The organism is Labrenzia sp. R5_0, from assembly GCF_017743835.1.
In the GTDB taxonomy this organism is placed as follows: domain Bacteria; phylum Pseudomonadota; class Alphaproteobacteria; order Rhizobiales; family Stappiaceae; genus Roseibium; species Roseibium algicola.
Map to the genome: position 1 here is coordinate 792,155 of NZ_JAGHRK010000002.1, position 26,391 is coordinate 818,545.

Genomic DNA, 26,391 nt, shown 5'->3' on the forward strand with positions numbered 1-26,391 from the left:
TTTCTAAACCAGCCCGGATCGGGTTACCAGCCCAAATTAACCGGACAGTACATTTCTCTTGACTGAATTAACTGGTTAGTACATTTTGAAACTCAGGAGATGCGGTCTCCAGCCATACAGACCCCGAAAACGGGGCTGCCAAATGAGGTTTCTGAGAGGAACCTGGGTGGAAGCAGCAAGCAACATCGTACTGGCCGGCCTGATCGGAATTGGTATTGCCCGTTCCAGGACGCCGGAAATGCACATGGCCGAAGCAGCAGCACAGAGTCTGCGCGGCGTCTATCGCATTATCGATGTCGATACGCTTCCCGAGAACGAACAGAACCTGAAAGCTATTGTGCACGCGGCCGAAGTGACTGGTTTCAACGGTCTCAACGTGACCTACCCGTTCAAGATGGAAGTGATCCCGCTGCTGGACCAGCTATCGCCCAACGCGGCGGCTGTCGGCTCGGTCAACACCATCGTGTTCCGGGATGGAAAGCGCATTGGCCACAACACCGACCTGTGGGGATTTGCCGAGAGTTTTCGCCAGAACATGATCGGCGTGTCCCTGAAGACGGTGCTTCTCATCGGCGCTGGTGGAGCCGGCGTTGCAGTTGCCCACGCGCTGGCGGATTGCGGTGTCCAGCACCTGAAGATCTTCGACGTCGACACCGTGCGCGTGGAGCAACTTGCCCGGCAGGTCCGCTCAAATCGTCAGGGACTGACCGTGGAACCGGTCACGACCGTTGATGCTGCAAGCTGCGCCAACCTGTCCGGCATCGTCAACGCAAGCCCGGTCGGCATGGCCAAGACACCAGGAACACCGTTCCCGCTCGCGCTGCTCAAGCCCGACATGTGGGTTGCGGACATCGTCTATTTCCCGCTCGAAACGGAACTCCTGGCTGGCGCGAGAAGGCTCGGCTGCCGGGTGCTCCCCGGGTCAGGCATGGCGGTGTTCCAGGCTGTACGGGCCTTTGAACTCTTTACCGGTCGGCGTGCCGATCCGGTCCGAATGAAGGCGACGTTCGACGCCTTCGACGAAATGCCGCGGGAGACCGCGGACGCTTAACCCCTTCCGGTTTCGCATCATCACGAAAGCGGAAATGGTCATTTTGAAAATGTTACGCAAACGGGAGGAAGTCATGCGTTTCAAATTCTCATCCCTGGCAGCTACTGCCCTTCTCACAGTCGGCCTCGCCGCCGCGGCCCAGGCTCAGACTATCCGTCTGGCCCATGTCGACCCGGACGAATGGACCGCCTCCAAGAAAGGTGCTGCCGCTCATATCTTCAAGAACATCGTTGAAGGCGAAACCGATCTGACGGTGGAACTGTTCCCGGCCGGTGCGCTGGGCAACGAAGACGAGCTGGTCGCCCAGGCCCAGGACAACCTGACCCAGGTCGTCCTGGTGTCCGGCGCCATGTCCAAGGCTTGCCCGGCCGCGTCCGTTCTGGACATTCCCTACACCTTCTCTTCGGCAACCATTGCCTGGGACGTGCTGGATGGTGACTTCGGTGATGCACTTGCCGAACACTGCCTTGCACAGACCGGCCTGCGCACGCTGGCTTATGGCGAAACCGGCTTCCGGAACTTCACCAACGGCACTCGCGAAATCCGGACGCCTGCGGACATGGAAGGCCTGAAGTTCCGTGTGCAGCCGATCCCGCTTTACGTGGAAATGGTGAAAGGCCTCGGCGGCGAGCCGACCCCGATCGCCTGGACCGAACTGCCAAACGCGCTTTCCACCGGTGTCGTTGACGGCCAGGAAAACCCGGTCGGCGTGATCTACAACAACGGCCTGCACAAGCTGCAGAAATACATGACCCTCGACGGCCACGTCTACGCCGCCGACTTCATCCTGATCTCCGACGAGTTCTACCAGTCGCTCACTCCGGCCCAGCAGGCCGTGGTTGCCCGTGCGGCGCGCATTGCCGGCAACATGGGCCGTTCCATCCAGCAGTGGAGCACGGCTGAAGGCGTCAACAAGGTTCAGGCAGAAGGCATGCAGGTCTATTCTCCGACCGCTGACGAAATCGCAGCCTTTGCCGAAAAGGCACAGCCGGCGGTTGTTGAATATCTGCGCGGCGAACTCGGTGAAGATGCGGTCTGGATCGACCGCCTGCAGGAATCCGTTGCTGCTGCGAGCCAGTAATCCGGTCAAGGCCCCGGGCGGTTTGCCGCCCGGGGTTCTGGAATGTTGGAAAAGATCAGCTTTTGGCTGTTCAATCAAAGTCAGTTGAATAGCCAAAAGCTGAACAAGCAGGACCTGGAACATGAAAACGGTCAATGAATTTGCCCGGCGCCTCTTTGCGCTCGGAGCCGGCCTGTCGATGGCCCTCGTCTTCGCCATCATCTTCGTCAATTCGCTCCGCCGCTACACGGTCGGTCAGTCGGTATCCTGGGGCGAGGAACTGCCGATCTATCTGACCATCTACGGTGTCATGTTCGGTCTCGCGCTTGCCTATCTGCAGGACAGGCATATCCGCTTCACGGTGCTGACCGATTTTCTCTCCGTCTCCGTTCGTGAAAAACTCTTCGCGGCCGTCGACCTGGTCAGTTTTGCAACCGGAGTTGCCCTCGCCTTCTCCGGACATGCCTTCGCCGTTCGCCGAGGCAACCTTGACGCTTCGGGCCTGAAATCAGCCGGCAACTGGCTTGCGGAAACCACAGGCATCGACGCGCTGGTCTGGGTCGCCAAGGTCGGCACCTGGCAGTATGCGATCGCCATCGGCGGCGCATTGCTGGCCGTGGCGGCCGCTCTCAAGTTCTTTGAACGCATCTCGGCCATCAAGGCGGTGCAGGCATGATCTACGCAATCCTTCTCATCGGGCTCGCCACCGGCGTTCCAATCGCTCTTGCCATCATTGCAGCCTTGCTGGTGTTCATGGGCTATGGCGAAGCACCCTATTCCCTGCGCGTGGTCGCAACGGAAATGTTCAAAGGCATGAACTCCTTCCCCCTGCTTGCCATTCCGCTGTTCGTGCTGGCAGGCGAAGTCATGAACGAAAGCGGCATCACCGGCCGCATCATTGCCTTTGCCAATGTTCTGGTCGGCCGGCTGCGCGCCGGACTGGCGCTCGTCAACATCTGGGCATCAGTGATCTTCGCCGGTCTTTCCGGGTCCGCGGTTGCCGACACATCCGCCATCGGCCGGGTTTTCATTCCGGAAATGGAAAAACACGGCTACTCCCGCCCCTTCGCGGCAGCATTGACGGCGGCCTCCTCCGTGATCGGGCCCATCATCCCGCCATCCATCCCGGTGATCATCTACGCGCTGATCGTCTCCGGCGTTTCGGTGCCGGCTCTGTTCCTTGCCGGCATCATTCCCGGCATTCTGCTGGCGATTTTCCTCTCCGTCTTCGTAATGCTGACCGTGAAGGTCGATCACGGCGATCAGGCAATAGGGCTGACCGCGGAACCGGCCAGCAAGGCCATTCTCGGCGGGATACTGCCATTGCTGATGCCGGTGTTCGTGGTCGGCTCCATCCTGCTCGGCGTCGTCACACCGACAGAGGCGGCAAGTTTCGCTGTCGCCTATGCGCTTTTCCTCGGCATCTTCGTCTATCGAAACATCAAGCTGTCTTCCCTGCCACGACTTTTCTCCGAAGCCATGCGCGACAGCGCGGTCATCCTGATCATCATTGCTGCGGTCTCTGCCGCCAACTGGCTGCTGACCTACAACCGCGTTCCGAACATGCTGACCGACTGGGTGCTGTTGAATGTGGACAGCAAAACCACGTTCCTGATTGCCACCATTCTCCTGTTCCTGTTCGTCGGACTGTTTCTGGAAGGCATCGCCGCCATGCTGGTGCTGGTGCCCATCTTGCATCCGATTGCGGTCGGCATGGGCGTGGACCCGGTCCACTTCGGCATCCTTGTCATCTTCAACCTGATGATCGGCCTGATCACCCCGCCACTCGGCCTTTGTCTGTTCGTCGCCGAAGGCATCGCCCAGGTCGGCATGGCCCGGCTGACCATGGCCATCCTGCCATTCTTCTTCGTTGAAGTGCTGGTGCTGCTCCTCCTCACATTTGTACCGGAAACGGTCATCTGGCTGCCCCGCATAATGGGCTACTGAACCCACGGAAGGTCCCCATGAAAACCGCCATCGCCACAGTCTCCATCGCAGGTGACCTAGCCGAAAAGCTCAGCGCAATCGCGGCTGCCGGCTTCGATGGCGTCGAAATCTTCGAAAACGACTTCCTGGCGTTTGACCGCAGTCCGAAGGACGTCGGCCAGATGGTCCGCGACCATGGCCTGGAGATATCGCTGTTTCAGCCCTTCCGCGACTTTGAGGGCATGCCCGAGCCACAACGCAGCCGGACCTTCGCCCGCGCCGAACGCAAGTTCGACCTCATGCAGGAAATGGGCGCGGATCTTGTGCTGATCTGCTCCAACGTATCTCCCATCGCGCTTGGTGGCATAGATCGTGCCGCCGATGATCTTGCAGAGCTGGGAGAACTTGCCGCCAGGAGCGGTATCCGCATCGGCTATGAGGCCCTCGCCTGGGGCCGTTTCGTCAACGATCACCGCGATGCCTGGGAAATCGTGCGCAGAGCCGACCACCCCAACGTGGGCCTGATCCTGGATTCCTTCCACACCCTGTCGCGCAAGATAGACCCAGATTCGATCCGGTCCATTCCCGGCGACAAGATCTTCTTCGTCCAGCTGGCCGACGCGCCGAACTTCAACATGGACCTGCTCTACTGGAGCCGCCATTTCCGCAACATGCCCGGCGAAGGCGATCTGGACGTGACCGGCTTCATGCGGGCCGTCGCGGCAACAGGTTATGACGGCGTGCTGTCGCTGGAGATCTTCAACGACCAGTTTCGTGGCGGTTCGCCGAAATCCATTGCGGTCGATGGCTACCGCTCCCTGCTCTACCTGATGGACCAGGTCCGGCGAACCGAACCCGGCATCCGGATCCCCGTTCCCGAAATGCCCGACAGGGTACCGGTTGCAGGTATCGAGTTCGTTGAATTTGCCGCCGACCGGAAGGAAGCAACCGACCTGTCGGCCATGCTGACAACGCTCGGCTTCCACAAGGCCGGCAAGCACGTCTCCAAGGAGGTCGAACTCTGGCGGCAAGGCGGCATCAACATCGTCATCAACACCGACCCGCGCGGCTTCGCCCATGCGTCCTACATCTCGCATGGCACCAATGTCTGTGACATCGGCCTTAAGGTTGCAGACGCTTCGGCAACTGTTGCCCGTGCCGAGACCCTGGGGGCCAAAACCTTCGAACAGCCGGTCGGGCCGGGCGAATTGAAGATCCCTGCGATCCGCGCTCTCGGTGGCAGCGTCATTCATTTCGTCGACGACAGCAAGGATCTGTCACGGGTGTGGGAAATCGAGTTCGAACCGGTTGGTCACGGTGGGGCAACAGGTGATGCCGGCCTTATCCGCATCGACCACCTCGCCGAGACGATGAACTATGACGAGATGCTTACCTGGCTTCTGTTTTACCGGTCGATCTTCGATACGGAGAAGACTGCCATGGTGGATGTCATCGACCCGGCAGGCCTCGTCCGCAGCCAGGCCATCGAAAACGATGACGGCAGCCTGCGGATCACGCTCAACGGGGCGGAGAACCGAAGGACCCTAGCCGGGCATTTCATCTCGGAAGGTTTCGGATCGGGTGTGCAGCATATCGCGTTCGAAACCGCCGACATCTTCAAGACGGTGAAGGCACTGCAAGCCAACGGCTTCACGCCGCTGGTGATATCTCCCAACTACTACGACGATCTGGATGCCCGTTTCGGGCTGGAAGAAGACTTCCTCAACGACCTGAAAAGCTCGGGCATTCTCTATGACCGGGACGAGAACGGCGAATATTTCCAGCTGTACAGCCCGACCTACGGCGAAGGATTCTTCTTCGAGATTGTCGAACGCCGCGGCGGCTACAAGGGCTATGGCGCCGCCAATGCCCAGTTCCGCATCGCCGCCCAGAAACGCCATTTCCGCGCGAAAGGCATGCCGGCAAGGTAGACTTGCCCGCAAAGAACGCGGGGCTGATGCAGCGACAGGAGTGACAGTCAGTCAAGACCTATCCTACACCACGCCCTCATCCTGAGGAGCCGCCACGCGGCGTCTCGAAGGATGGGCGACACACTCTGAGCAAGCAGCCCATCCTTCGAGACAGCGCTTCGCGCTTCCTCAGGATGAGGATGTGAGTGTAGCGTGGGTCTGGGTAACGAACGCGCCAAACAACGCATCGGCCCATTCGACCCACGACGGCTTCACTGCGGCTCGCGAGCCCCCTACCGCCCGGTTTTCCGTCGCCAGGCTTCGTACTTCTGCACGTTCTCTTCCTTCGTCGGCGGATAGAGACCGATGATCGGCGTTCCGGCCTTCACTTCTTCCAGCACGAAATCCTCAAAGCTCTCCATGCCGGTGCATTCGTCCGCAAGCTCGTCGGCCAGATGTGCAGGGATCACCATGACGCCATCCTTGTCGCCAACCAGAACGTCCCCGGGGAAGACCGGAGCATCGCCGCAGGATATCGGCACGTTGATGTCCAGCGCCTCATGCAGGGTCAGGTTGGTCGGAGCTGACGGCTTGGCGTAATAGGCAGGCATGTCGAGTGCGCCGATACCTTCCGCGTCCCGGAAACCACCGTCGGAGACAACACCGGCAGCGCCGCGTAGCGCCAGCCGGGTGATCAGGATGGAACCGGCCGTTGCCGCGCGCGCATCCTTGCGCGCATCCATCACCAGAACGTGGCCTGGCGGGCAGGTTTCCATCGCAACCCGCTGCGGATGGTCCGGATTGCGAAAAACCGTGATCGGATTGCGGTCTTCCCGAGCCGGGATGTAGCGCAGCGTGAAAGCCTGACCGACCATGTTTTCGTCTTTCGGAGCTACCGGCACCACACCCTGAATGAACTGGTTGCGCAGGCCGCGCTTGTAGAGCGCCGTCGCGACGGAAGCCGTCGAGACCTTTTTCAGTTTCGCGCGAGTGTCGTCGGAAAGTGTGTAGTCGCTCATGATGTCCTCAGTAGATATCGGGTTCGCCGGCGGTGCGGCCGAAGTCGGATTGCAGGAAGTCGAAGTCGCAGCCCTTGTCGGCCTGGGTGACGTGTCGCTGGAAGAGATAACCGTAGCCGCGCTCAAACCGTGGCACGGGGGCCTGCCAGGCGGCCCTGCGGGCCTCCAGTTCCGCCTCCTCCACCAGCATGTCGAGGCGGCGGTTGGCGAGATCCAGCCGAACGATGTCACCGGTCTTCAGCAGCGCCAGCGGTCCGCCGACATAGCTTTCCGGCGCGACATGCAACACGCAGGCACCATAGGAGGTGCCGGACATGCGCGCATCGGAGATCCGCAGCATGTCGCGATGGCCCTGCTTGATCAGCGCCTTGGGGATCGGCAGCATGCCCCATTCGGGAAAACCGGGCCCGCCCTGAGGCCCGGCATTGCGGAGCACCAGGACGTAGTCCGGCGTGACCTCCAGGGTCTCGTCATCGATGGCCGCCTTCATTTCCGGATAGCTGTCGAAGACAAGGGCCGGCCCTTCGTGGAAATGGAACTTCGGATCGCAGGCCGCCGGCTTGATCACGGCACCGTCAGGGCAGAGGTTCCCGCGCAGAACGGCGAGCGAACCTTCCTCGTACACCGGGTTGGAGAGAGGTCGGATGACATCGTCGTTATAGACGACCGCCCCTTCCAGGTTCTCGCCGAGCGTCTTGCCAGTGATGGTCAGGGCGGAAAGATCCAGCCGGTCCTCGATCTGCTTCATCAGCGCGCGCAGGCCGCCCGCATAGAAGAAATCCTCCATCAGGTAGTCCCTGCCGGAAGGTCGCACATTGGCGATCAGCGGTGTCACCCGGCCAAGGGCGTCCAGATCGTCGAGCGACAGCTCCACACCGGCCCGGCGCGCCATCGCGATAAGGTGGACGACCGCATTGGTGGAACAGCCGGTGGCCATCGCAACGACAGCGGCGTTCCGGCAGGCGGCATCCGTGATGATCCGGTCCGGTGTCAGGTCTTCCCAGACCATCTCAACGATGCGCCGGCCGCAATCGGCTCCCATGCGTTGATGGCCCGCATCAACCGCCGGAATGGAAGATGCGCCCGGAAGGGTCAGCCCCATTGCATCGGCAATGGCCGTCATGGTCGAAGCCGTCCCCATGGTCATGCAGGTGCCGGCCGAGCGGGCGATACCACCCTGGATCCCGAGCCATTCATCGTCGGAAATGTTGCCGGCCCGGCGCTCGTCCCAGTATTTCCAGGCATCGGACCCCGACCCCAGGATCTTGCCGGCGTAGTTGCCGCGCAACATCGGGCCTGCCGGCAGATAGACCATCGGAACACCTGCCGAGATCGCCCCCATGACAAGACCGGGTGTGGTCTTGTCACAGCCTCCCATCAGCACCACGCCGTCCAGCGGGTGAGAACGGATCATCTCCTCCGTTTCCATGGCCAGCATGTTGCGGTAGAGCATCGAGGTTGGCTTGGTGAAGCTTTCGTCGACCGAGAGCGACGGCATCTCGACGGGAAAGCCTCCCGCCTGGAAGACGCCGCGCTTCACGTCCTGCACCCGCTCCTTGAAGTGGGAATGACAGGTGTTCAGCTCCGACCATGTGTTGAGCACGCCAATGACCGGCTTGTCCCGGAAGTCCTCTTCCGAGTAGCCGAGCTGCATCATCCGCGAGCGATGACCGAAGCTGCGCAGATCGTCAGGAGCGAACCAGCGCGCGGAACGTAAGTCTTTTGGGGCTTTGTGCGTCATGATTTTATCCGGTGAAGGCAAAGGTCAGCCAGATGACGATGAGGGTGAAGACGAGACCGGCAACCTCCGGCCAGTTGCCGAACCGGTCGTCGCGGCGTTCTTCGTCCGCGAATTCTCCCGGTGCGATATCCTCATCCTGGCGGGTGAGATCCTTGTCGGTGATTTTCATCTCAACCTCCTCAGTCCAGCAGGTTTGGCAGCCAGAGGGCCAGATCGGGGAAGAACAGCACCAGGAACAGGCCGACAGCTTGCAGGGCGATGAACGGCAGCACGGCGGCGAAGATTTCCTGCAGCTGGATATCTTTTGGCGCCACGGATTTCAGGAAGAAACAGGCTGGCCCGAAAGGTGGCGACAGGTAGTAGATCTGTATGTTCATGGCAAAGAGCACCCCGAACCAGACCGGATCAAAGCCGAGATCCACCACCACCGGTGCAAAGATCGGTACGGTGATGAAGATGATCGCGATCCATTCCAAGAACGTGCCGAGCACCATGACGATCAGCATCATGACGACGATGACCAGGATCGGTGCGATATCAAGGGATGTCAGCAGGCCGCGCAGGAATTCGCCGCCGCCGATCCGGTTGTAGATGCCGATCAGCGAGACGGCCCCCAGCACCAGCCAGATGATGGACCCAACCGTCAGCACCGTCTGGCGCATGGCGTCACGTGCCATCTTCCACGAAAGCTCATTGCGGACGGCAGCAACCACGAGAGCACCCACGGCTCCGACTGCCGCGGCCTCCGTGACGGTGGCTATACCGGAATAAATGACCCCGAGCACGGCACCGATCAGAAGCCCTGGCAGAACAACTCCTTTCAGGAACTTGACGCGCTGGAACAGCGGCAAACCGGTTTCGGGAATGTCGTAGATCGGTGCCAGTGCCGGATTGAAGCGAACCCGGATCAGAATGTAGATGATGAACAGGCTGGCGAGGATCAGCCCCGGCACGGCGGAGGCGGCGAAGAGCTTGGTGATCGAAACCTGGGCCGCAAGACCGTAGACGATCAGAACGACCGAGGGCGGGATCAGCGTTGCCAAGGCGCCGGCAGCGCAGATGATGCCGATGGACAGCTTGCGGTCATACCCGAGCCGCAGCATCTGCGGCAGCGCGATCAGGCCGAGCATGACGATCTCGCCGCCCATGATGCCGGACATTGCCGCCAGCACCACCGCGACGACACAGGTCTGTACCGCGACCGAACCGCGGAAGCGCCCACCCAGGATCGCCATGCTGTCGAACAGTGACTGTGCGATCCCCGATCGCTCGAGGACGTTGGCCATGAAGACAAAGAAGGGAACGGCGATCAGCTCGTACTTGTGCAGGACCTCGCCGACATTGGCAGCAACGATGAAGAAACCGGCACGTTCGCCGAAATAGAGGATCGCCGTTGCCAGGGACACCGTCAGTGTGGTGATGCCGAGCGGAACGCCCAGCGCCATCAGCGCCAGCAGCGCGACGACGATCAGAAGGGTAATGAGTTCAATGCCCACCGGCGATCTCCCCTTCGGTGCGTTGGCACCAGCGAATGATGTTGGCGGCAAGCTGGAGGATGTAGAGAACGCAACCAGCAACAAGCAGGATCTTGAGATAGGTCGGCTGGATCGAGTTCAGCGCGGTTCCCGAGTGCTCGGTGCGCTTCAGAACTTTCAGCATCGGATCCCACAGGGCCATGGTCAGGACAATTACCGCACCAGCCGCAATCACCATCTGCAACACGCGCATTACGCGCCAGACCCGCGGACTGACCAGCGTTTCGATCATGGTGATGGAAATATGGCGGTGCCGCTGGGTGACATAACCAACGGCAAGCACCCAGGCAGAAGCACAGAGCGTCATGGCAAGTTCCGTCGACCAGACAGTCGGGCTGTCGAACCCGTACCGCATCACCACCTCGAGCGCGGAAACCGCGATACAGGCGAAAAACAGCACGGAACAACCATGACCGATGAACACACTGACACTGTCCATGACATCGGCATAACGCGCGAATAGGCGTTTCATCATCTCTCCCTGAATGCAGACCTGAAGCGGACAGGCAAATCCGGCCGGGCACAAGGCCAGGTCATCGAGACTGTGCGCGCGCAGGAGCTTTGGCAAGAAAGCTGCGTGCCCTCACCTTGCAAGGTGGAAAGCAAGGGCACGCGTCACTGGCCGGGTCCTAGTTTTTGAAGAGACCGATTTCGGTCATGTAGGAGAGGTTCGCGTCAAGCGCTTCCTTGGCAAGGTCCGACTTCTGGGCGTAGTTCTCCCATTCCTTCCGGGCGATCTCGCGCAGTTGGTCGCGATCTTCCTGGGCCCAGTTGATCACTTCGATCTTCTCGCCAGCCCCATCCCGTGCGGCCAGCTCCTGGTCCTTCTTGTCGACTTCAGCCGCCATTGCGAACATGGCTTCGTACCACCAGTCGCGCAGGGCTTTCTGGTCTTCCGGGCTCAAGGCATCCCACTTCGCCTTGTTGATGGTGAACTGCATCGACGGCATGGAGTGAATGCCGGGATAAAGCGGGTAAGGGGCAACGTCATGCAGACCGGTCGCGTCGTTGTTGACGTAGGCCGAGGCGTCTGCTGCATCGACAATGCCTTTTTCCAGAGCACCATAGACTTCGGAGAAAGGAATGGATACCGGCGACGCGCCGGCAGCCTGGAAGACCGCGGCGGCAAGCCCTTCCGGAGAGCGGATCTTCTTGCCTTCCAGATCTTCGAACGTGCGGATCGGTACGCGGGCCGGCAATGCTTCGCGAGAATAAGGCCCGCAGGCAACGACCTGCACTTCTCCCCCGGTCACGGCATCAGCTGCTTTCTGCATCACGGCTTCGCCGCCGCCATCCTTGCAGAAACCGATCATCTGCTGCGGCGTGTCGTAACCGGAGATGAGGTCGCCCATGATGGCGTAGGCCGGCTCGCGGCCTGCAAAGTAGTTCACGGAGGTGAAGTCGCCATCCAAAACGCCGGCCGCAACAGCATCAGGCGTTTCTCGTGCCGGCACCACGGATCCGTTCGGCGTCAGCTGGATCTCGACCCGGCCGTCGGTCATTTCCTTGATTTTCGGAAGCCAGGTTTCCGTCAGATACTGGGTCGAAAAGTCCCCTGCATTGAAAGAGGTCTGAATGCTGAAGGTCTCTGCCTGCGCCATTGTTGCGATGACGGAGACCGAAGCTGCCAGGGCAGCGGCGGTGAATTTCATGGTGTCCTCCACTCGATTGCGCGGGGAGCTCCTCCTCCCGCTATCTGATGCATTAATATATTAGTGCATTTCTTGCAAGTCTGTTCTATCTTCTCCCGAGAAGAATCGTGCGTTTGAATGAGAGGATCAGCGATGACGGTTGAACTGGCTCGGTTGCTGGACGACCCGAACAGAGCGGCAGACGCCGGCAGCGGTGAAAGGATCCGGCGGATCTCCGTCAGCCAGCAGATCCAGGAATCGCTGCGCGCGCGGATCATCTCGCTGGACCTCAAGCCCGGGCTCAGCCTGTCGCGGACGGATCTGGCTACCCATTACGGCGTCAGCCAGACCCCTGTGCGCGATGCGATGATGAAGCTGGAAGAAGAAGGGTTGCTGACCATCTACCCGCAATCCAAGACCGAAGTCTCCAAGATCGATGTCGACCATGCCCGCGAAACCCAGTTTCTGCGCCTGTCGCTGGAACTGGAGGTGACACGCACCCTGGCCAGACAGGAAGACAAATCCTCCATCGCCCCTGCCCGTCAGATCCTCAAGCTTCAGGAAACGGCACATGCCGAGGGCGATCTTGGCCTCTTTGCCACCTTCGACAAACGCTTTCACCTGTCGCTGTTCAAGGCGGTCGGGCTTGCCAGCCTGTGTCAGCTCGTAGCGTCGCGCTCCGGCCATATCGACCGGTTGCGCAATCTCAACCTACCCGACCCCGGTAAACCCGCCAGCATCCTGCGATATCACGGGCTCATCCTGGCTGGTATCGAGGCAAGTGACGAAACGGCCACGGAAACCGCTGTCCGCGAACATCTGTCAGGCACGTTGCAGCAGGTCGATCAGATCGTCGCCCGCAATCCTGCGTTCTTCTAGGCCGAGGCTCAGTAAGGCAAGAGATCGAGTGAAAGCCCAGTGTCCCAGCAAGACTGGCGGAGCCAGGCTTTCATGGGGACGGAACTGATCGTCAGCCTGCCTGATTGAGCATCGCCGATGCTACCAGTGCCCGCGCTGCCTCTCCTGCAGCTTCTGCATAAGCAGGATCGCGGTGAACCAGGATGGTTGAAAACGCGCCATCCAGAAGCAGCACGATATGGCGGGCCAGGTGCGGCGCTCCGCCGAGACCTGCAGCCTCGAATTCTTTCGCCATCCACGCCTCGAATTTCTTCTTGTGACCGGCACCAACCTTCATCGCCGGATGCCCGGGCATATTGGCAAGTTCCGCCGCCGTTCGCAGGAAACCGCAGCCTTTCCATTTCGGGTGCCTTGCAGAAAGCGCTATCTGGCGGAAGATTGCCTCCACCTTGTCCGGCAGATCACCTTCGGCTTCCCCAAACCACTTCCGGAACTGATTGAGGTTGGGCTGATCTCGTGACGCCAGATAAGCTTCGATCAGGTCGTCCTTGCTCTTGAAATGGTAATAAACCGTCTTCTTGGTGATACCGGCCTTCTCCGCGATCGTGTCGAGACTGACGGCACGGATTCCCTCCGCATAGAAGAGCTTGTTGGCAGCGGTCAGGATCCGCTCTCTGGCTGTTTCGGCAGGTTTGATCATCGATCAAGTATACTCACCAGTGAATATACTTCAATGCACGCTGTCGCTAGCGTCCTTCTATCGACTTTCAACCAAGGACAAAGCCCATGACTGCCCCTGTTCTTCTGGACCGCCACGGCCCCATTGCGCTGCTTACCCTCAACAGGCCCGAGAAGCTGAACGCGCTCAACTACGCTACGAACGACCTCATCCTGGCTCATCTGAACGAACTGGAAGCGGACGACGGCACTCGTGCTCTCATCATCACCGGCGCAGGCAGGCGCGCCTTTTCGGCAGGTGGAGACATTCACGAGTTTTCGCGCACCATCGCGGAGGGCATCGACGTCGCGGTACGCGAATTTTGCCAGCGGGGCCAGCGCATGACTGCGCGCCTGGAAAACTTTCCCAAGCCGGTCATCGCCGCGGTCAATGGTCTGGCCTACGGCGGCGGTTGCGAGATCACCGAAGCGGTTCATCTTGCCGTCGCCTGCGAAAGCGCACTCTTTGCCAAACCGGAAATCAATATCGGCATCCCGCCGACCTTCGGCGGCACGCAGCGTCTGCCGCGCCTTGCAGGCCGGAAACGAGCCCTGGAACTGCTTCTCACCGGTGACAGCTTTTCCGCGCACAGAGCTCATGAGCTCGGACTGGTCAACCAGGTCGTCACCGACGGCAGCGAACTGGAGGCGGCCTTTGCCCTCGCAGAGCGCATCCTTCGTCACTCGCCGCTGGCTGCTTCCAGGATCCTGACTGCCGTGACGCGCGGGCTCAACACAACCATTTCCGAAGGCTTGCGGATCGAACAGGAGCAGTTTGCACGCATGGCAGCCACACGGGACGTTCACGAGGGTCTCACCGGATGGATCGAGCGGCGCATGCCGGACTACCAGGGCGCATGAACACAGCCGGAAAACAGTGGGCAGCACGCCTGGAGTGTGCTGCCCACGAATGTGTCAGAAAAGTTTTACAAAAAAAGATTTATTTAATTACAAAGGCTTAACCAGGACTTTTCGGTTCATTCCCGATTTTTCCGAGACCAGCTGTTGTAATGAAACCGGTGTTTGTTAAGGTCCCGGCACCCAATGAGTGAAAGGCGCACACCGCTTCACCAGCGGATGTACAGGGCTTCCAACAGCCCATCTTCCGCACCTGCAGCACCCATTCGCTGCCTTGTGCGCCTTCCTGAAAAGTCCGGCACTCGACCCTTCGCGCAAAGGGTCGGCTAAATTCCGCCCAGTGCACCTATGCACCTCCCGCCGGGCTTGCAACAGAACCATTCCGACGCTCGCTGCCCGACCTCCGGGCGGTGCATGAGCGCGTGCACGCTGCGGCCTGTTCCGTGCGGCATCGCGCGCCTTAAAAAGGAGACGCTATCCATGCAGGCTCAACAGCTGTCCGCCAATGCCGAATTGCAACTGGACGAGCAGGCTTATGGCCGGGATCCGATCGCAGACCGGGAAACGGATCTCTACCGCGGCGAATACATCATGTCGTTCGTGGAAAAGTGGGACGAGTTGATCGACTGGGACGCGCGCGCCGACAGCGAGGGACAGTTCTTCATGGACGTGCTGCGCGCCCGCGGCAAGGAAACCGTGCTCGATGTCGCAACCGGAACCGGCTTCCACTCCGTGCGGCTGACCCGCGCAGGCTTTAACGTGACTTCGGCCGACGGCTCCGCTGCCATGCTGGCAAAGGCGTTCCAGAACGGCCAGAAACGCGGCATGATCCTGAAGACGGTACAGGCTGACTGGCGTTGGCTGAACCGGGACATTCAGGGCAAATACGACGCCATCATCTGCCTCGGCAATTCCTTCACCCACTTGCACGACGAACTGGACCGCCGCCGGGCGCTTGCCGAATTCTATGCCGCGCTCAAACACGACGGCATCCTGATCATCGATCAGCGCAACTACGATGCGATGCTAGATCAGGGCTATTCCAACAAGCACAAATACTATTATGCCGGAAAGAAGGTGAAGGCCGAACCGGTGCATATGGACGAAGGCCTCGCCCGCTTCAAATACAGCTTTCCCGATGGGGCCGAGTACACGCTCAACATGTGCCCCATCCGCAAGAACTACATGCGCCGTCTCCTGTCGGAGGCAGGCTTCGAGCGGGTCCGCACCTATGGTGACTTCCAGGAGACCTTTGCGGAAAACGATCCGGATTTCTTCATTCACATTGCCGAAAAATCCAGCCTGCACCTGGTTCGCTGGGGTGGCGCGCGCCCTGAAGACGGCAAAACGGATATCCGCGAAGTTGCCGAAAGCTACTACGACAGTGACGACGCCGACACGTTCTACAGCCTTGTCTGGGGCGGCCAGGACCTTCACATCGGCCTTTACGACGACACCAGCAACATTCGCGAAGCGTCGGACCTCACCATCGACGAGATGGCCGGCATGCTGCCCAACCTGGGTGCGGATGCCAAGGTTCTCGACATCGGCTCCGGTTATGGCGGTGCGATGCGCAAGCTGGTCAAGGCCAGTGGCTGCAGCGCGGTCTGCCTGAACATTTCCGATGTCCAGAACGACACCAACCGGCACCGCAACATCCAGCAGGGTTTCAAGGACAGGATCCGCGTCGAGCACGGCGTCTTCGAGGATATTCCGGAACAGCCGGAAAGCTTCGACATTGTCTGGAGCCAGGATGCGATCCTGCACTCCGATCAGCGCCACAAGGTGCTGCAGGAAGTCCACCGGGTGCTGAAGCCGGGCGGCTATTTCATCTTCACTGACCCGATGCAGGCCGATGATGCCGACCCGAAAGCTCTCCAGCCGGTTTATGACCGCCTGCAGCTCAACAGCCTCGGGTCGATGCGCTTCTACCGCGAGACGGCAGAAGCACTGGGCTTTGAAACCGTCGAACAGCGGGACATGACGCAGCAGTTGCGCAATCACTATTTCCGGGTACGCGAGGAGCTTCTCGCCAACTACGACAAGCTGCGCAGCGAAGGCGCTTCCGCCGACTATCTCGACAAGATGGCGCTTGGGCTCATGAACTGGGTCGATGCTGCGGACGCCGGCCAGCTGGCCTGGGGCATCCAGCTGTTCCGCAAGCCCGTCTGATCCCCTTCCTTCCCGATCTCCCTGCCCGGGCGCCATACACCGCTCCGGGCAGGACTATCCTTTCCAAAACGACAAGGAGCGCGCAATGACGCAAAGATCCTGGCTATTCACCAGTGAATCCGTTTCCGAGGGACACCCGGACAAGGTCTGTGACCGGATATCCGACACCATTCTGGACGCTTTCCTGGAACAGGACCCTGACGCCCGCGTTGCCTGCGAAACGCTGACCACCACCAATCACGTCACCATCGCGGGAGAAGTTCGTGGCCCCGACCAGGTCCTCGATACGGTCGAGAGCCTGGTGCGTGAAGCCGTCCGCGACATCGGCTATGAACAGGAAGGTTTCCACTGGCAGACGCTGGAAGTGGTCAACCGCCTGCACCGTCAGTCGGCCGACATCGCCATGGGCGTCGATGAAGGCGACAAGGGCGAGGAAGGAGCCGGCGACCAGGGCATCATGTTCGGCTATGCCTGCAACGAGACCGAGGAGCTGATGCCTGCGCCGATCCTGTTGTCACACAAGATCCTGCGCACCATGGCCGAAGCCCGGAAATCCGGACGCGAACCGCGCCTTGCCCCGGACTCCAAGAGCCAGGTGACGCTTCGCTATGAAAACGGCCGTCCGACCGGCATCGATGCCGTGGTCGTTTCCACTCAGCACGGCGAAAATGTCAGCCAGGAAGAAGTGCGCGAAGCGGTGTTGCCGTTCATCCTGCATGCCTTGCCCGTCGGCTGGACCGTTCCCGATAACCGGATCTACATCAACCCGACTGGCCGCTTCGTGATTGGCGGACCTGATGGCGATGCCGGCCTCACGGGGCGCAAGATCATCGTCGACACCTACGGCGGTGCAGCTCCCCATGGTGGCGGCGCCTTTTCCGGCAAGGACCCGACCAAGGTCGACCGGTCGGCTGCCTATGCCTCGCGCTATCTCGCCAAGAACGTGGTCGCCGCCGGCCTTGCCGACAAATGCCTGATCCAGCTCGCCTATGCCATCGGCATGCCGGAGCCGGTGGCCGTTTACGTCGACACGCAGGGAACCGGCAAGGTGGATGAAGTCGCTCTCGGCAAGACCTTGCGCGAAATGGTGCGTCTGACACCGAGAGGAATTCGCGAGCGTCTCGGACTTTCGAAGCCGATCTACGCGCGCACTGCTGCTTACGGCCACTTCGGCCGCGCACCGGAAGAAGACGGCGGTTTCGGCTGGGAGAGAACAGATCTTGCCGACGAACTTGCACGGCACTTCGGCGCTCGTGCGGATGCGGCAGAGTAAGAAAACAGCGAAGCCCCGGCACGGCATCCGCCGCGCCGGGGCTTTCGGTTTACCGGATCAGAACTTTTCGACGCTCGGTCGCAGTTCCAATTCGGATGTCCAGGCGCTTTTGTCCTGACGCGAGATCTCCAGATACGTCCGTGCGATTGCATCCGGATGAAGGGTCTTGTCCGGGTCGTCATAAGGCGCACCACGATCCGGATTGTAGATCACCCCGTCGATGACGAAATGAACCACGTGGATGTTTTGCGGCGACAATTCCCGGGCAAGTGACTGGCACAAGCCACGCAAGGCGAACTTGCCCATGGCAAAGGGCGCTGATTGCGGGAAGCCCTTGATGCCGGCGGAAGCACCGGTGAACAGCATCACGCCCTTCCCCTTGGGCACCATCCGCTTTGCCGCTTCATGTGCGACGGCCAGCGCACCGAAGGCGGTCACATCCAGTGCGGCATGCACATCCTCAAGATCGAGTTCGGCAACCGGTCCGCGGACGCGGCCACTGGCGTTGTAGACGACAAGGTCCGGCGTTGCCCCTGCCTCGTCGAGGTCCTGGAACAGACGCGCCACACCGGCCGCGTCGGCAGCATTGCAGGCATGGGCTTTTGCTCCGGTTTCAGCGCAAAGCCCTTCCAGCTTTCCAGGAGATCTGGCAGCCAGTGACACCCTGTAGCCTTCCTTGGCGAACGTCCGTGCCAGAGACGCGCTGAGGCCCGGCCCGGCACCGACGATCAGGGCATTGCCGCTCACGATGCGGCTCCCAGATAGACCGGCTTCAATCCGCTCACCAGCTGCGCCTGGATCGGTGCGGTTGCCTCGTTGATGGCGGTGACACCCATATCCTGCCCGACCTGGGTGCGGATCGGCCGCGATCCATCCATTGCGATCAGCTCAAGGATCTTGGTTGCGACGTTGCCCGCATCGGTGATGGCTTCACCCTGATCGAACATGCCCTGGAACATGCCAAGCAACCTGTCGCGCCCCTTGGAATAATCGCCATATTGCCCAACCCGCACCGTATCCCCCGGAGCCGGGGCGGAGGTCACCAGATCAGTGCCATGGCCACTCGGCTCAACCAGAACGGACTCGACCCCGAACGGCTCCAGTTCGTAATGCAGCGACTCGCAGTAAGCCTCCATCGCCCACTTGCTGGCGCAGTAAAGGCCGAAGAATGGCATGCCGAACCGGCCTGCAACCGAACTGAGACTGATCACGAGACCGGACTTCCGCGCCCGCATCGCGGGAAGCACCGCCCGCGTCAGATGCATGACACCATAGACATTGACGTCGAACAGATCCTTTGCCTGCTCCATGGTGAAGCCTTCCGTCAGACCAACAGGCATGACGCCTGCGTTATTGACCAGAACGTCGATCGGCTGCTCTGCCTCGATCGCCGCGACGGTCCGTTCGACACCTTTCTCGTCAGCAACATCCAGATCGACCGGAACAAGCTTGCCCGGAAGACCTTCGGCAAAAAGCTTGAGCGCCTTGGCCGCTTCCGCGTTTCTGCCATCCAGATCCCGCATGCCCGCATAAACGATATGGCCTTCCTGTACGAGTTTCTGGGCGGTCAGAAACCCGATACCCCGACTTGCACCGGTAATCAGGATTGTCTTTTGGGTGGTCATTTTCATTTCCCTTCTTTCTTGAAGATTGTGCGCATGAACAGCGCCAGGGGTTCGTCGCTGCGGCTTGCCTTCATTCTCGTCAGCGCGCCGCTCCACGAATTCATCAACCAGTCGGCAGCCTGTGCCGGGGAGAGATGAGACAGTCCGATCCGGGAGAGATCCGTCTCCCGCAGGCAGATTTCCAGTTCACCGGTCAGCGCCTGCCAATGACGGTCCAGTTCCGCCTGAAAGACCGGTTTCTGGTCGGCCAGCTCCGTCGACAGGTTGCACATCAGGCATCCCTGGGCGTAGCCACGGTCCTTCATCCCTTCCCGGGCACCGGAGAAAAATGCTTCCAGCCGCTCGACCGGCGAGCGTTTGCGGTCCGAAAGGCAGGCCTTTGCAAATGCGAGCTGATCCCGGTGGTAGTGACGCGCCACTTCGAGACCGAAGTCTTCCTTGGTGTCGAAGTAGTGGTAGAAGGACCCCTTCGGCACACCACTTTCCCGTAACACGTCATTGATCCCGATCCCGTCGAAGCTGTTTTCCCGGATAAGCGTCATACCGACATCCAGAAGACGGGTCTTCGCGGTCTCGTAGGCAGCTTCGTTGCGTATTCTGGCCAAGGGGTTTCCTTTCGTCAGAGACTTCTGACACCGCTAATCCGGCTGATGCAGCGCATCGTCAGCAGTGTTCGTTGAATTAGAAATAGACCGGTCTAATTATTATCGTCAATAAAAGCGAACTTCACGGTTGCGTGTGTGCGACAATCAACGAGGGGATCGCCCTTCTCAGAAACAAAAAAGCTCCCCGCGGATGAGCACGGAGAGCTAATTGATCAAATGAATTTTGCCTGTCCGGCTCTGCTCGCGCAGAAGCAGGGTTTTGGCTCAGGCCTCTTCCGGCACTTTTTCACCCGCACCTTCCGTCACCTGGTCGATCCAGTCCTGAAGGTTGTAATAGGTGGTGATGCGGGCGATTTGACCATTGCGGATCTCGAAAAAGCTGCCCGCCGGCAGCTTGTAGGTCTGGCCGTTCGCGGGCGGCAATCCGCTGTCGGTGCCGATATAGCTGCCATGGACGATGAACTCGGCAGCAGCCCGTGTCCCGTCTTCACTGACGAACAGCACGATGTCGCTGAGGCGTTCCTTGTAGCAGCGCGTCATGTGAACGTTGAAGGACCAGAACTTGTCCTTGCCGACACGGCGCTCACCCTGGTTGACGTCATGGATCAGGTCGTCGGCAACCAGGCTTTCCATTTTCTTGGTATCGCCTGCATTGAAGGCGGCAAAATAGGTGTCGATCAGAAACCGGGACTGTTTGTTGGCCATAGGTCCTCGCAGGGGCGGAAACACAATCTGGCCGGGAGTTTGCCTTCGCCGCCTTCCCGGCGCAAGAGGTCGAGGAGATTGCGGTTTACGGTTCTTCACCGAAACCGCTTCAAACCAACCAAAGTCCCACCCTGGGTGACAGCCGGCGCTCGATGCTGAAGTGATAAAAATGCAACATGCTGTATCACATTAGCAACAAACATCACTTCTCTTAAAATTGCCGGTTGCATTGGCACCCGCTCTCGAAGTATCAACTCGTTACCGGTCACCATACTGGCACAGACATCAACGGTTCGGCCATTTTTCGCCACCCGCATGGTCAGGCCCTGCCCTCTCATGTACGGATGCTGTTCTGGTGGATCGGACAATCGCGCATGAAGTTCAACGGTTGAACGCCGGGAGTGTACCCCGGAGGCAACAGGTTCGACTCCTGTGATGTGCTCCATGGATAGCTCAGTGGTAGAGCATCGGACCTTTAATCCGACTGTCGCGAGTTCAACTCTCGCTCCAAAAACACGGCCTCCAACGCCGAACTGGCCTGTCACGCCAGCAGCTATGCAAGCTGTTCCATAGGGGACCCGGAGAGGTCTTGCGAACGCGGACTGGCCCTTTTGCCTTAGGGTGAAAGTGTTCTGACCGCCGACGCCAGGTCGCTTCGCCCGGCCTTTGGCGAAGGCTCTGCCGCCGCTTTGCCGGAACCGCCTGTTTTCGAACGGGTGGAACCCGCATTGCCGCTGCTACGCCCTCTGGCCAAGGGCCCGCCGGGAGACCTCGTGCTCTCTTCGGGTCTCATCGTTTCACCCCGGACGTCTCATGACGAGCGACCGGTTTCCTCAACCTCCAACCATCTTCAACACCGGAAAGGACAACCACGTGCCTTAGCGCATTGGAAGGATTATCGAAATGACGACTTTTCTCGACAAGATCCGCGGGCGAACCCGCGTAGTGATTTCTGAAACGGAACGGGCTCTCCACATCTGCAAGGGAGAGCTCAAGGGTATTCTCGGACCCGGTGAACACAGCCTCGAGAATGGCCGTGGCACCCTGGTGATCGAGCGCCAGTCGATGGCAATGCCCCAGTTCCGGTCGGCCTACGAGAAGGCGCTCTTCGATAAGCTTCCGCAAGTTGCCGAAGAGCACCTGACTGTTGTCCGGACCGGACCGGGTGAAGTGGCGATTGTGGAACGGGACAACCGTATCCACACCGTGCTTGGTCCGGACGAGCGGCTTGTCCTGTGGACGGATGCCGGCCCGTGGACCTTCGAGGTCATCGACACGGCTGCCGACCCGGCCCTCACGCAGAAGCTCATGCGCCGGCTCGGGGATGCCCGTCAGACGCAGCAGTTCGTGATCGTGCCGGTGACCGACGGTAGCGTCGCCCTCCTCTTCATGGATGGCGTGCTCACCAAGGTGCTTGAAGCCGGGGTGCATGCCTTCTGGAAGGCAGGCCGAACCGTGACGCAGAAGGTCATCGACCTCAAGCGTCAGGCTCTCGACGTCACCGGTCAGGAAGTCTTGACCCTCGACCGCGTTACCATCCGGATCAACCTCTCCGCGGATTACCGTGTGGTTGACCCGGTGAAGGCCGCAACCGAGGTGAAGGACTTCACCGACACGCTCTACCGGGCCTTGCAGCTTGTGTTCCGCAAGCAGCTCGGCGCGCTCAAGCTCGACCAGATCCTTGAAAAGAAGGGGGAGGTCAACGCGGAAGCTGCCGGAAAGATCAAGGCCGACATGGCTGAAATCGGTGTCGAGGTCTCCGACATCGTCCTCAAGGACGTGATCCTTCCGGGCGAAATGCGCGAGATCCTCAACAAGGTGGTGGCAGCCGAAAAGGAAGCCGAAGCCAATGTGATCCGGCGCCGTGAAGAAACGAACGCAACCCGTTCGCTTCTCAACACAGCCAAGGTCATGGCCGAAAACCCGGTCATGCTTCGGCTCAAGGAACTCGAAGCGCTTGAAGCCATCGCCGGCAAGGTCGACCGGCTCACGGTCCACAACGGAACCGGAGGCCTCATGAACGACCTCGTCCGGCTTCGGGACGACAACGCAGCATGAGCCAGAACGGCGCGGGGCAACCTGCGCCGTTTCTGTTTCAGCACGGCCCTTGCAGGCCCTGGCTGTCCAGGTCCTGTCACCAGGCCACCTCGATTGAGGGTGCGCTCGCCCGCTTTCGCAGGGGGCGCAGAATTTGAAAACAGTATACATTTAAAGAAAAAGACAATGAAAACAGACACAAAGATCTCGAAACGCCTGTCTTTCTGGCTAAGACACAAACCGGAAGACGCCGGTTTGATGCTGTCAGACAGCGGTTGGGCTGACGTAGCTGATGTCCTTGGTGCCTTCAGAGCCCACGGCCTTGATTGCAAAAGGGATCAGCTGGAAAGAATCGTCGCGACCAACGACAAGAAACGCTTCGAGTTCTCCGAAGACCGCAAACACATTCGCGCACGTCAGGGTCATTCGATTGACATTGAACTGGGCCTCACAGCTTTACAGCCTCCGGAGTTCCTGTTCCACGGAACGGCAACACGCTTTCTGCCGCCCATTCTGGCCGAAGGTCTGAAACCCATGGCGCGGCACCATGTGCATCTGTCACCGGATCGCGACACCGCGCACAAGGTCGGAAGCCGTCACGGCAAACCTGCAATTCTTCAGGTCGCGGCCAGCGCAATGCAGGCCGTGGGGCACACGTTTTACAGGACGGAGAACGGCGTCTGGCTGACGGATGCCGTTCCCGCACATTTCCTGTGCCTGAACGAAGCCTGACGGCCATATCCGTGATTCACGCCGCTTCAGCTGGCAAAATCGCACCGCGTGTCAGCCGTCTGATGACCGCCTTTGTCAGCACTTTGGTCTCTCCATCTTTCAAAAGCCGAGCCGCCACCTTCTTTTCACAGAACGCCGCCAGCGCCACAGGCAAATCGTTCAGCTCTTCACCACTAACCGTGTCTTCAGCCAGAAGGACGTCAGCAAGGTCCGGATCGCGCGCCAGTTCGTCAGCGACCGCCGGATAGCATTGCTCCAGGATCGTCCATCTGGTCAGCACGTCATAGTCGAGCACCTGCTGCTCCAGGATAGTGGTTGCCACCGCCATTCCGAAAGCATTGATAATCCGCTTGATTACCCGCGGATTGTCCGGCAACAGCTCCAGATATTGCAGCAGGAAATGCTTTGCTTCCTGCCGGGCGACCCTGGAAAAGGTATATTCCAGCGCAAGCGCCGCCTGATAGGCAGTATTGTCTTTGCCCACACCTTCCGAAAGCGTCCGGACGGCCTCATGGGTCAGCCCTTCCGGCTGCTGCTCGCGGATCGCACCGCGCAAACGCTCAATCTCCCGGTCTTCCCTTTGTTCCGCTGCCGCGTCGGCCACAGAAGGATCTATCACATCGGATAGCCCTGCCCCTTCCAGGATTTCATCCGTCACCCCTTCCATTTTCGCTGACTGCTGCACCTGGCGCGCCGTCCCCTCACCAGTGAGGCCAAGGCGCGCTTCCAGATAACGCTGCTTCCAACTGGCCATGCCCGGCAATGGCACGTTGAACTGAAAGATCTTTTCCAGAAACTGGTAGCCGAGCGGCTGGGTCCTGTCGGCGGTCTTTTCGCAAAAGCTCGGGTACTTGTCCTCAAAACTGGTCTTGATCCAAAATTTGTCCGCCGCTACCACGTAAGCAACCTTGCGATGGCGGAACGAGGTTTGCAGACCCTCCAGAAGTTCCACCACGAATTCGTTCTGACAGCGGTCGAGATCATCAATGAAGATGCAGACTGGCGCGTCTGCCGCCGCCACCATTTCCTTGAAGAGCACGGAAAGTTTCTCCAGCGGGTCGCTGGCATAGTCGTGAAACAGATTAGCGCTCTTTTCAGACCCGAAAAAAGCCTTCCGGGAATAGAGCGTCAGCGTTGCCAACACCGCCAGAATGCTGCCGATCCCACCGAAGATATTCTTGACCACATCACTGCTGCCTGACCAGAGCAGTGCCATTAGCAAAGCCACAACAAACAGCACCACCAAGTATGGCCCGGCTTCCGCCTTGAACAGCCACGCGCGCCACTTCTGGCGCACCTCCGCCGCCCGTTGACGCTTCTTCTGGGCGATCAGCCGGTCCGAGACCTGGCTCTTCACCGTCTTCAGGAACGGCCACCAAGGCGGTCGCCGGTGCTCGTGCTGCCAGGCATTGAATTCGACAACCACCCAGCGTTTTTCCGGCGGCAGGGTCTCATCTTCCAGAAAACTCTTCATGAAGTGCAGAACTGTCGTCTTGCCCGCGCCCCAGGGGGCGTGCAAGTTCACCGCCAGCCCGTCTGGCCCACCACCCGCATGCAGTTCGCTGATACGCGTCGCCAGTACCTCTGCAAACCGCTTTCGGCCAAGCTCATCCTTGCGGGCGAATTGGTCAAACTGAACGGTAACACTGAGGTTTTCGGACGAGAGTTTTTTCTCATCGCTTCCTGCAAAAGGACCCTTACCAAAACTCGCGCTACCAAATCCACCTTTGATGTCGTCGCGCTCGATTTGAATTTTAGAATTTTCAATCTGAGTTTTAGCAGCCGGATCCAGTAAACCTCCATGAATTAAGACATCAATGTCAGACCATATTTTCTCTACATCCCGATTTTGGGCTAATTTCCAGAACTCATCCAATTGAGTGGCGACTGCAATATCGCTTTCACGCCCAAAAGCGCTTGAAACTTTATTCCCACCAAAAGGCAATAGTCCACGATACCACTCAGAAATTATCCTGCCACCGACTGATGAGCCCCACTTACTATTGTTAAATTCTACTATCGACTGCCGAATCCAGTGAGAAATACTAATCTCATCGTTATACGAACTGAAAAAATCGCTCGACCACAATGGCAGGTTAATTAGCTCATCCTTTTCTGAGTGATTAAGAAGTTTCTGACAATCAGTCGATATTGATCCCAGAATAATATTGTTAGCAATATCATCATCATCAACTATATCTAAAATCGCTTCCGTAGACGATCTAATCGCCGCCAAAATAGATGTTATTGAATCTCGAGTAATGTAACCTTCACCAGAGTAAGAATCTACAACATATGCAGCTTCTGCATTTGCTTCAGTAGCTACTACTGCTGGGCCGACTTCTGCGCTTTTCGCAACTTGAGCCGCGGCATCCGCGGCCCTTGCTGCTGCTCTCACAGGAAATTTCGTCGCATGCATTGGATACTTGCAGGCACTCCACGAAACAAATCCAGCCCGAAAAGCTTGGAGAACTAGATCGACCGTGTTTACCTCTGTAGCGTCTTGCTTCGAATACAAAAGAGCATCTAACACAATCGGAAATACTCGAAGCGCTGCCCGGACAGCCACCACTTGCGCCCATTCCGCTGGGCGATCCGCCAGCCAACTACCGACATCTTCCGGTTTTTCGAAATTCAGACTGTCCACGTCATCCCCCCCGATGCGCCTCCGACTTACCTTTGCAAGCCAGATCGGGATGGGCAACCGTGAATTGATGCAACCGAAGCGAAACCACCAGAACATAACTTTCGGCTCCCAAAACCACTTTCTCGGCTGCGACCAAGAAATTTCTCCGTCCGGTGGCATGACTGCCCCCTGTTGTCACCCCGACTGCAGCGAAGCGGAGAGTCGGGACCGGGCCCCACTCGCAGAGCCAGTCATGAAAGCGACCGAGAACCCTCGCCCCTCTCCGACACATTGAAACTCTCTGGGAATG

General features: G+C 59.3%; 23 protein-coding genes and 2 tRNA genes. 13 read left to right on the plus strand and 12 right to left on the minus strand.

What is annotated here, in order from left to right:
* The first annotated feature begins 142 nt into the window (after positions 1-142).
* The 5 genes from J7447_RS12545 to J7447_RS12565 all read left to right on the plus strand — a co-directional run bounded on the left by J7447_RS12545 (position 143) and on the right by J7447_RS12565 (position 5,968).
* A complete protein-coding gene (locus J7447_RS12545) occupies positions 143-1,051 on the plus strand; it encodes a shikimate dehydrogenase (protein WP_209169753.1) in 909 nt (302 codons plus the stop codon).
* 73 nt (positions 1,052-1,124) lie between these two features.
* Complete coding sequence (gene dctP, locus J7447_RS12550) at positions 1,125-2,132, plus strand: TRAP transporter substrate-binding protein DctP (RefSeq protein ID WP_031268177.1); 1,008 nt, start codon at positions 1,125-1,127, stop codon at positions 2,130-2,132.
* Positions 2,133-2,253: 121 nt separating this feature from the next.
* Complete coding sequence (locus tag J7447_RS12555; RefSeq protein WP_075284281.1) at positions 2,254-2,787, plus strand: TRAP transporter small permease subunit; 534 nt, start codon at positions 2,254-2,256, stop codon at positions 2,785-2,787.
* Positions 2,784-4,058, plus strand: a complete 1,275-nt coding sequence (locus tag J7447_RS12560; protein ID WP_209169754.1) for a TRAP transporter large permease — start codon at positions 2,784-2,786, stop codon at positions 4,056-4,058. The genes J7447_RS12555 and J7447_RS12560 overlap by 4 nt, the downstream gene beginning before the upstream one ends.
* Before the next feature lie 17 nt (positions 4,059-4,075).
* On the plus strand, positions 4,076-5,968 hold the full coding sequence (locus J7447_RS12565) for a bifunctional sugar phosphate isomerase/epimerase/4-hydroxyphenylpyruvate dioxygenase family protein (protein WP_209169755.1): 1,893 nt from the start codon (positions 4,076-4,078) through the stop codon (positions 5,966-5,968).
* Between the two features lie 272 nt (positions 5,969-6,240).
* Here the strand turns inward: J7447_RS12565 and J7447_RS12570 are convergent, their stop codons facing one another.
* The 6 genes from J7447_RS12570 to dctP (J7447_RS12595) form a co-directional block, all read right to left on the minus strand.
* Positions 6,241-6,966 carry a ribonuclease activity regulator RraA gene (locus tag J7447_RS12570; RefSeq protein WP_062487819.1) on the minus strand — a complete coding sequence of 242 codons (726 nt, stop codon included), beginning with the start codon at positions 6,964-6,966 and terminating at the stop codon, positions 6,241-6,243.
* Positions 6,967-6,973: 7 nt separating this feature from the next.
* Positions 6,974-8,707: an L-arabinonate dehydratase gene (gene araD, locus J7447_RS12575; RefSeq protein ID WP_209169756.1), complete on the minus strand. Its 1,734-nt coding sequence runs from the start codon at positions 8,705-8,707 to the stop codon at positions 6,974-6,976.
* A 4-nt stretch (positions 8,708-8,711) separates the two neighbouring features.
* Entirely contained in the window at positions 8,712-8,876 is a 165-nt protein-coding gene (locus tag J7447_RS12580) for a hypothetical protein (protein WP_168684698.1), read from the minus strand.
* A gap of 10 nt (positions 8,877-8,886) precedes the next feature.
* Positions 8,887-10,203, minus strand: coding sequence for a TRAP transporter large permease subunit (locus J7447_RS12585; protein WP_022997933.1), 1,317 nt, complete (start codon positions 10,201-10,203; stop codon positions 8,887-8,889).
* Positions 10,193-10,714, minus strand: coding sequence for a TRAP transporter small permease (locus tag J7447_RS12590; protein WP_209169757.1), 522 nt, complete (start codon positions 10,712-10,714; stop codon positions 10,193-10,195). Before J7447_RS12590 ends, J7447_RS12585 begins: the two co-directional genes overlap by 11 nt.
* A gap of 157 nt (positions 10,715-10,871) precedes the next feature.
* The gene (gene dctP, locus J7447_RS12595; protein WP_022997935.1) at positions 10,872-11,894 is read right to left on the minus strand and encodes a TRAP transporter substrate-binding protein DctP; all 1,023 of its coding nucleotides are present in this window, start codon (positions 11,892-11,894) and stop codon (positions 10,872-10,874) included.
* A gap of 132 nt (positions 11,895-12,026) precedes the next feature.
* On the opposite strand from dctP (J7447_RS12595), the gene J7447_RS12600 reads away from it, so the two are divergent.
* The gene (locus tag J7447_RS12600; protein ID WP_055655682.1) at positions 12,027-12,752 is read left to right on the plus strand and encodes a GntR family transcriptional regulator; all 726 of its coding nucleotides are present in this window, start codon (positions 12,027-12,029) and stop codon (positions 12,750-12,752) included.
* A 91-nt stretch (positions 12,753-12,843) separates the two neighbouring features.
* On the opposite strand, the gene J7447_RS12605 is transcribed toward J7447_RS12600, so the two are convergent.
* A complete protein-coding gene (locus J7447_RS12605) occupies positions 12,844-13,431 on the minus strand; it encodes a TetR/AcrR family transcriptional regulator (RefSeq protein WP_209169758.1) in 588 nt (195 codons plus the stop codon).
* Positions 13,432-13,517: 86 nt separating this feature from the next.
* Here J7447_RS12605 and J7447_RS12610 point away from each other — a divergent pair, with 86 nt between their 5' ends.
* The 3 genes from J7447_RS12610 to metK all read left to right on the plus strand — a co-directional run bounded on the left by J7447_RS12610 (position 13,518) and on the right by metK (position 17,751).
* Positions 13,518-14,309, plus strand: a complete 792-nt coding sequence (locus J7447_RS12610) for a crotonase/enoyl-CoA hydratase family protein (RefSeq protein WP_209169759.1) — start codon at positions 13,518-13,520, stop codon at positions 14,307-14,309.
* Positions 14,310-14,786: 477 nt separating this feature from the next.
* Complete coding sequence (locus J7447_RS12615; RefSeq protein WP_209169760.1) at positions 14,787-16,478, plus strand: methyltransferase domain-containing protein; 1,692 nt, start codon at positions 14,787-14,789, stop codon at positions 16,476-16,478.
* Positions 16,479-16,563: 85 nt separating this feature from the next.
* Positions 16,564-17,751, plus strand: coding sequence for a methionine adenosyltransferase (gene metK / locus J7447_RS12620; RefSeq protein WP_209169761.1), 1,188 nt, complete (start codon positions 16,564-16,566; stop codon positions 17,749-17,751).
* A gap of 57 nt (positions 17,752-17,808) precedes the next feature.
* Here the strand turns inward: metK and J7447_RS12625 are convergent, their stop codons facing one another.
* The 4 genes from J7447_RS12625 to J7447_RS12640 all read right to left on the minus strand — a co-directional run bounded on the left by J7447_RS12625 (position 17,809) and on the right by J7447_RS12640 (position 20,686).
* Positions 17,809-18,498, minus strand: a complete 690-nt coding sequence (locus J7447_RS12625; protein ID WP_228871972.1) for an SDR family NAD(P)-dependent oxidoreductase — start codon at positions 18,496-18,498, stop codon at positions 17,809-17,811.
* Positions 18,495-19,376, minus strand: a complete 882-nt coding sequence (locus tag J7447_RS12630) for an SDR family oxidoreductase (protein WP_209169762.1) — start codon at positions 19,374-19,376, stop codon at positions 18,495-18,497. Before J7447_RS12630 ends, J7447_RS12625 begins: the two co-directional genes overlap by 4 nt.
* A gap of 2 nt (positions 19,377-19,378) precedes the next feature.
* On the minus strand, positions 19,379-19,981 hold the full coding sequence (locus tag J7447_RS12635) for a TetR/AcrR family transcriptional regulator (protein ID WP_055655691.1): 603 nt from the start codon (positions 19,979-19,981) through the stop codon (positions 19,379-19,381).
* A gap of 264 nt (positions 19,982-20,245) precedes the next feature.
* Positions 20,246-20,686 (minus strand): ketosteroid isomerase-related protein, encoded by a 441-nt coding sequence (locus J7447_RS12640; protein WP_022997944.1) that lies wholly within the window; start codon positions 20,684-20,686, stop codon positions 20,246-20,248.
* A gap of 370 nt (positions 20,687-21,056) precedes the next feature.
* Between J7447_RS12640 and J7447_RS12645 the strand changes: the two genes are divergently transcribed.
* From J7447_RS12645 to J7447_RS12660, 4 genes are all read left to right on the plus strand, one after another.
* A tRNA-Thr gene (locus J7447_RS12645) sits at positions 21,057-21,131 on the plus strand.
* 1 nt (position 21,132) lies between these two features.
* Positions 21,133-21,196: transfer RNA gene (locus J7447_RS12650), tRNA-Lys, on the plus strand.
* 393 nt (positions 21,197-21,589) lie between these two features.
* Positions 21,590-22,744 carry a slipin family protein gene (locus J7447_RS12655; protein WP_209169763.1) on the plus strand — a complete coding sequence of 385 codons (1,155 nt, stop codon included), beginning with the start codon at positions 21,590-21,592 and terminating at the stop codon, positions 22,742-22,744.
* A 165-nt stretch (positions 22,745-22,909) separates the two neighbouring features.
* Complete coding sequence (locus tag J7447_RS12660) at positions 22,910-23,455, plus strand: RNA 2'-phosphotransferase (RefSeq protein WP_209169764.1); 546 nt, start codon at positions 22,910-22,912, stop codon at positions 23,453-23,455.
* A gap of 16 nt (positions 23,456-23,471) precedes the next feature.
* Here the strand turns inward: J7447_RS12660 and J7447_RS12665 are convergent, their stop codons facing one another.
* Entirely contained in the window at positions 23,472-26,261 is a 2,790-nt protein-coding gene (locus tag J7447_RS12665) for a P-loop NTPase fold protein (protein WP_209169765.1), read from the minus strand.
* Between the last annotated feature and the right edge of the window lie 130 nt (positions 26,262-26,391).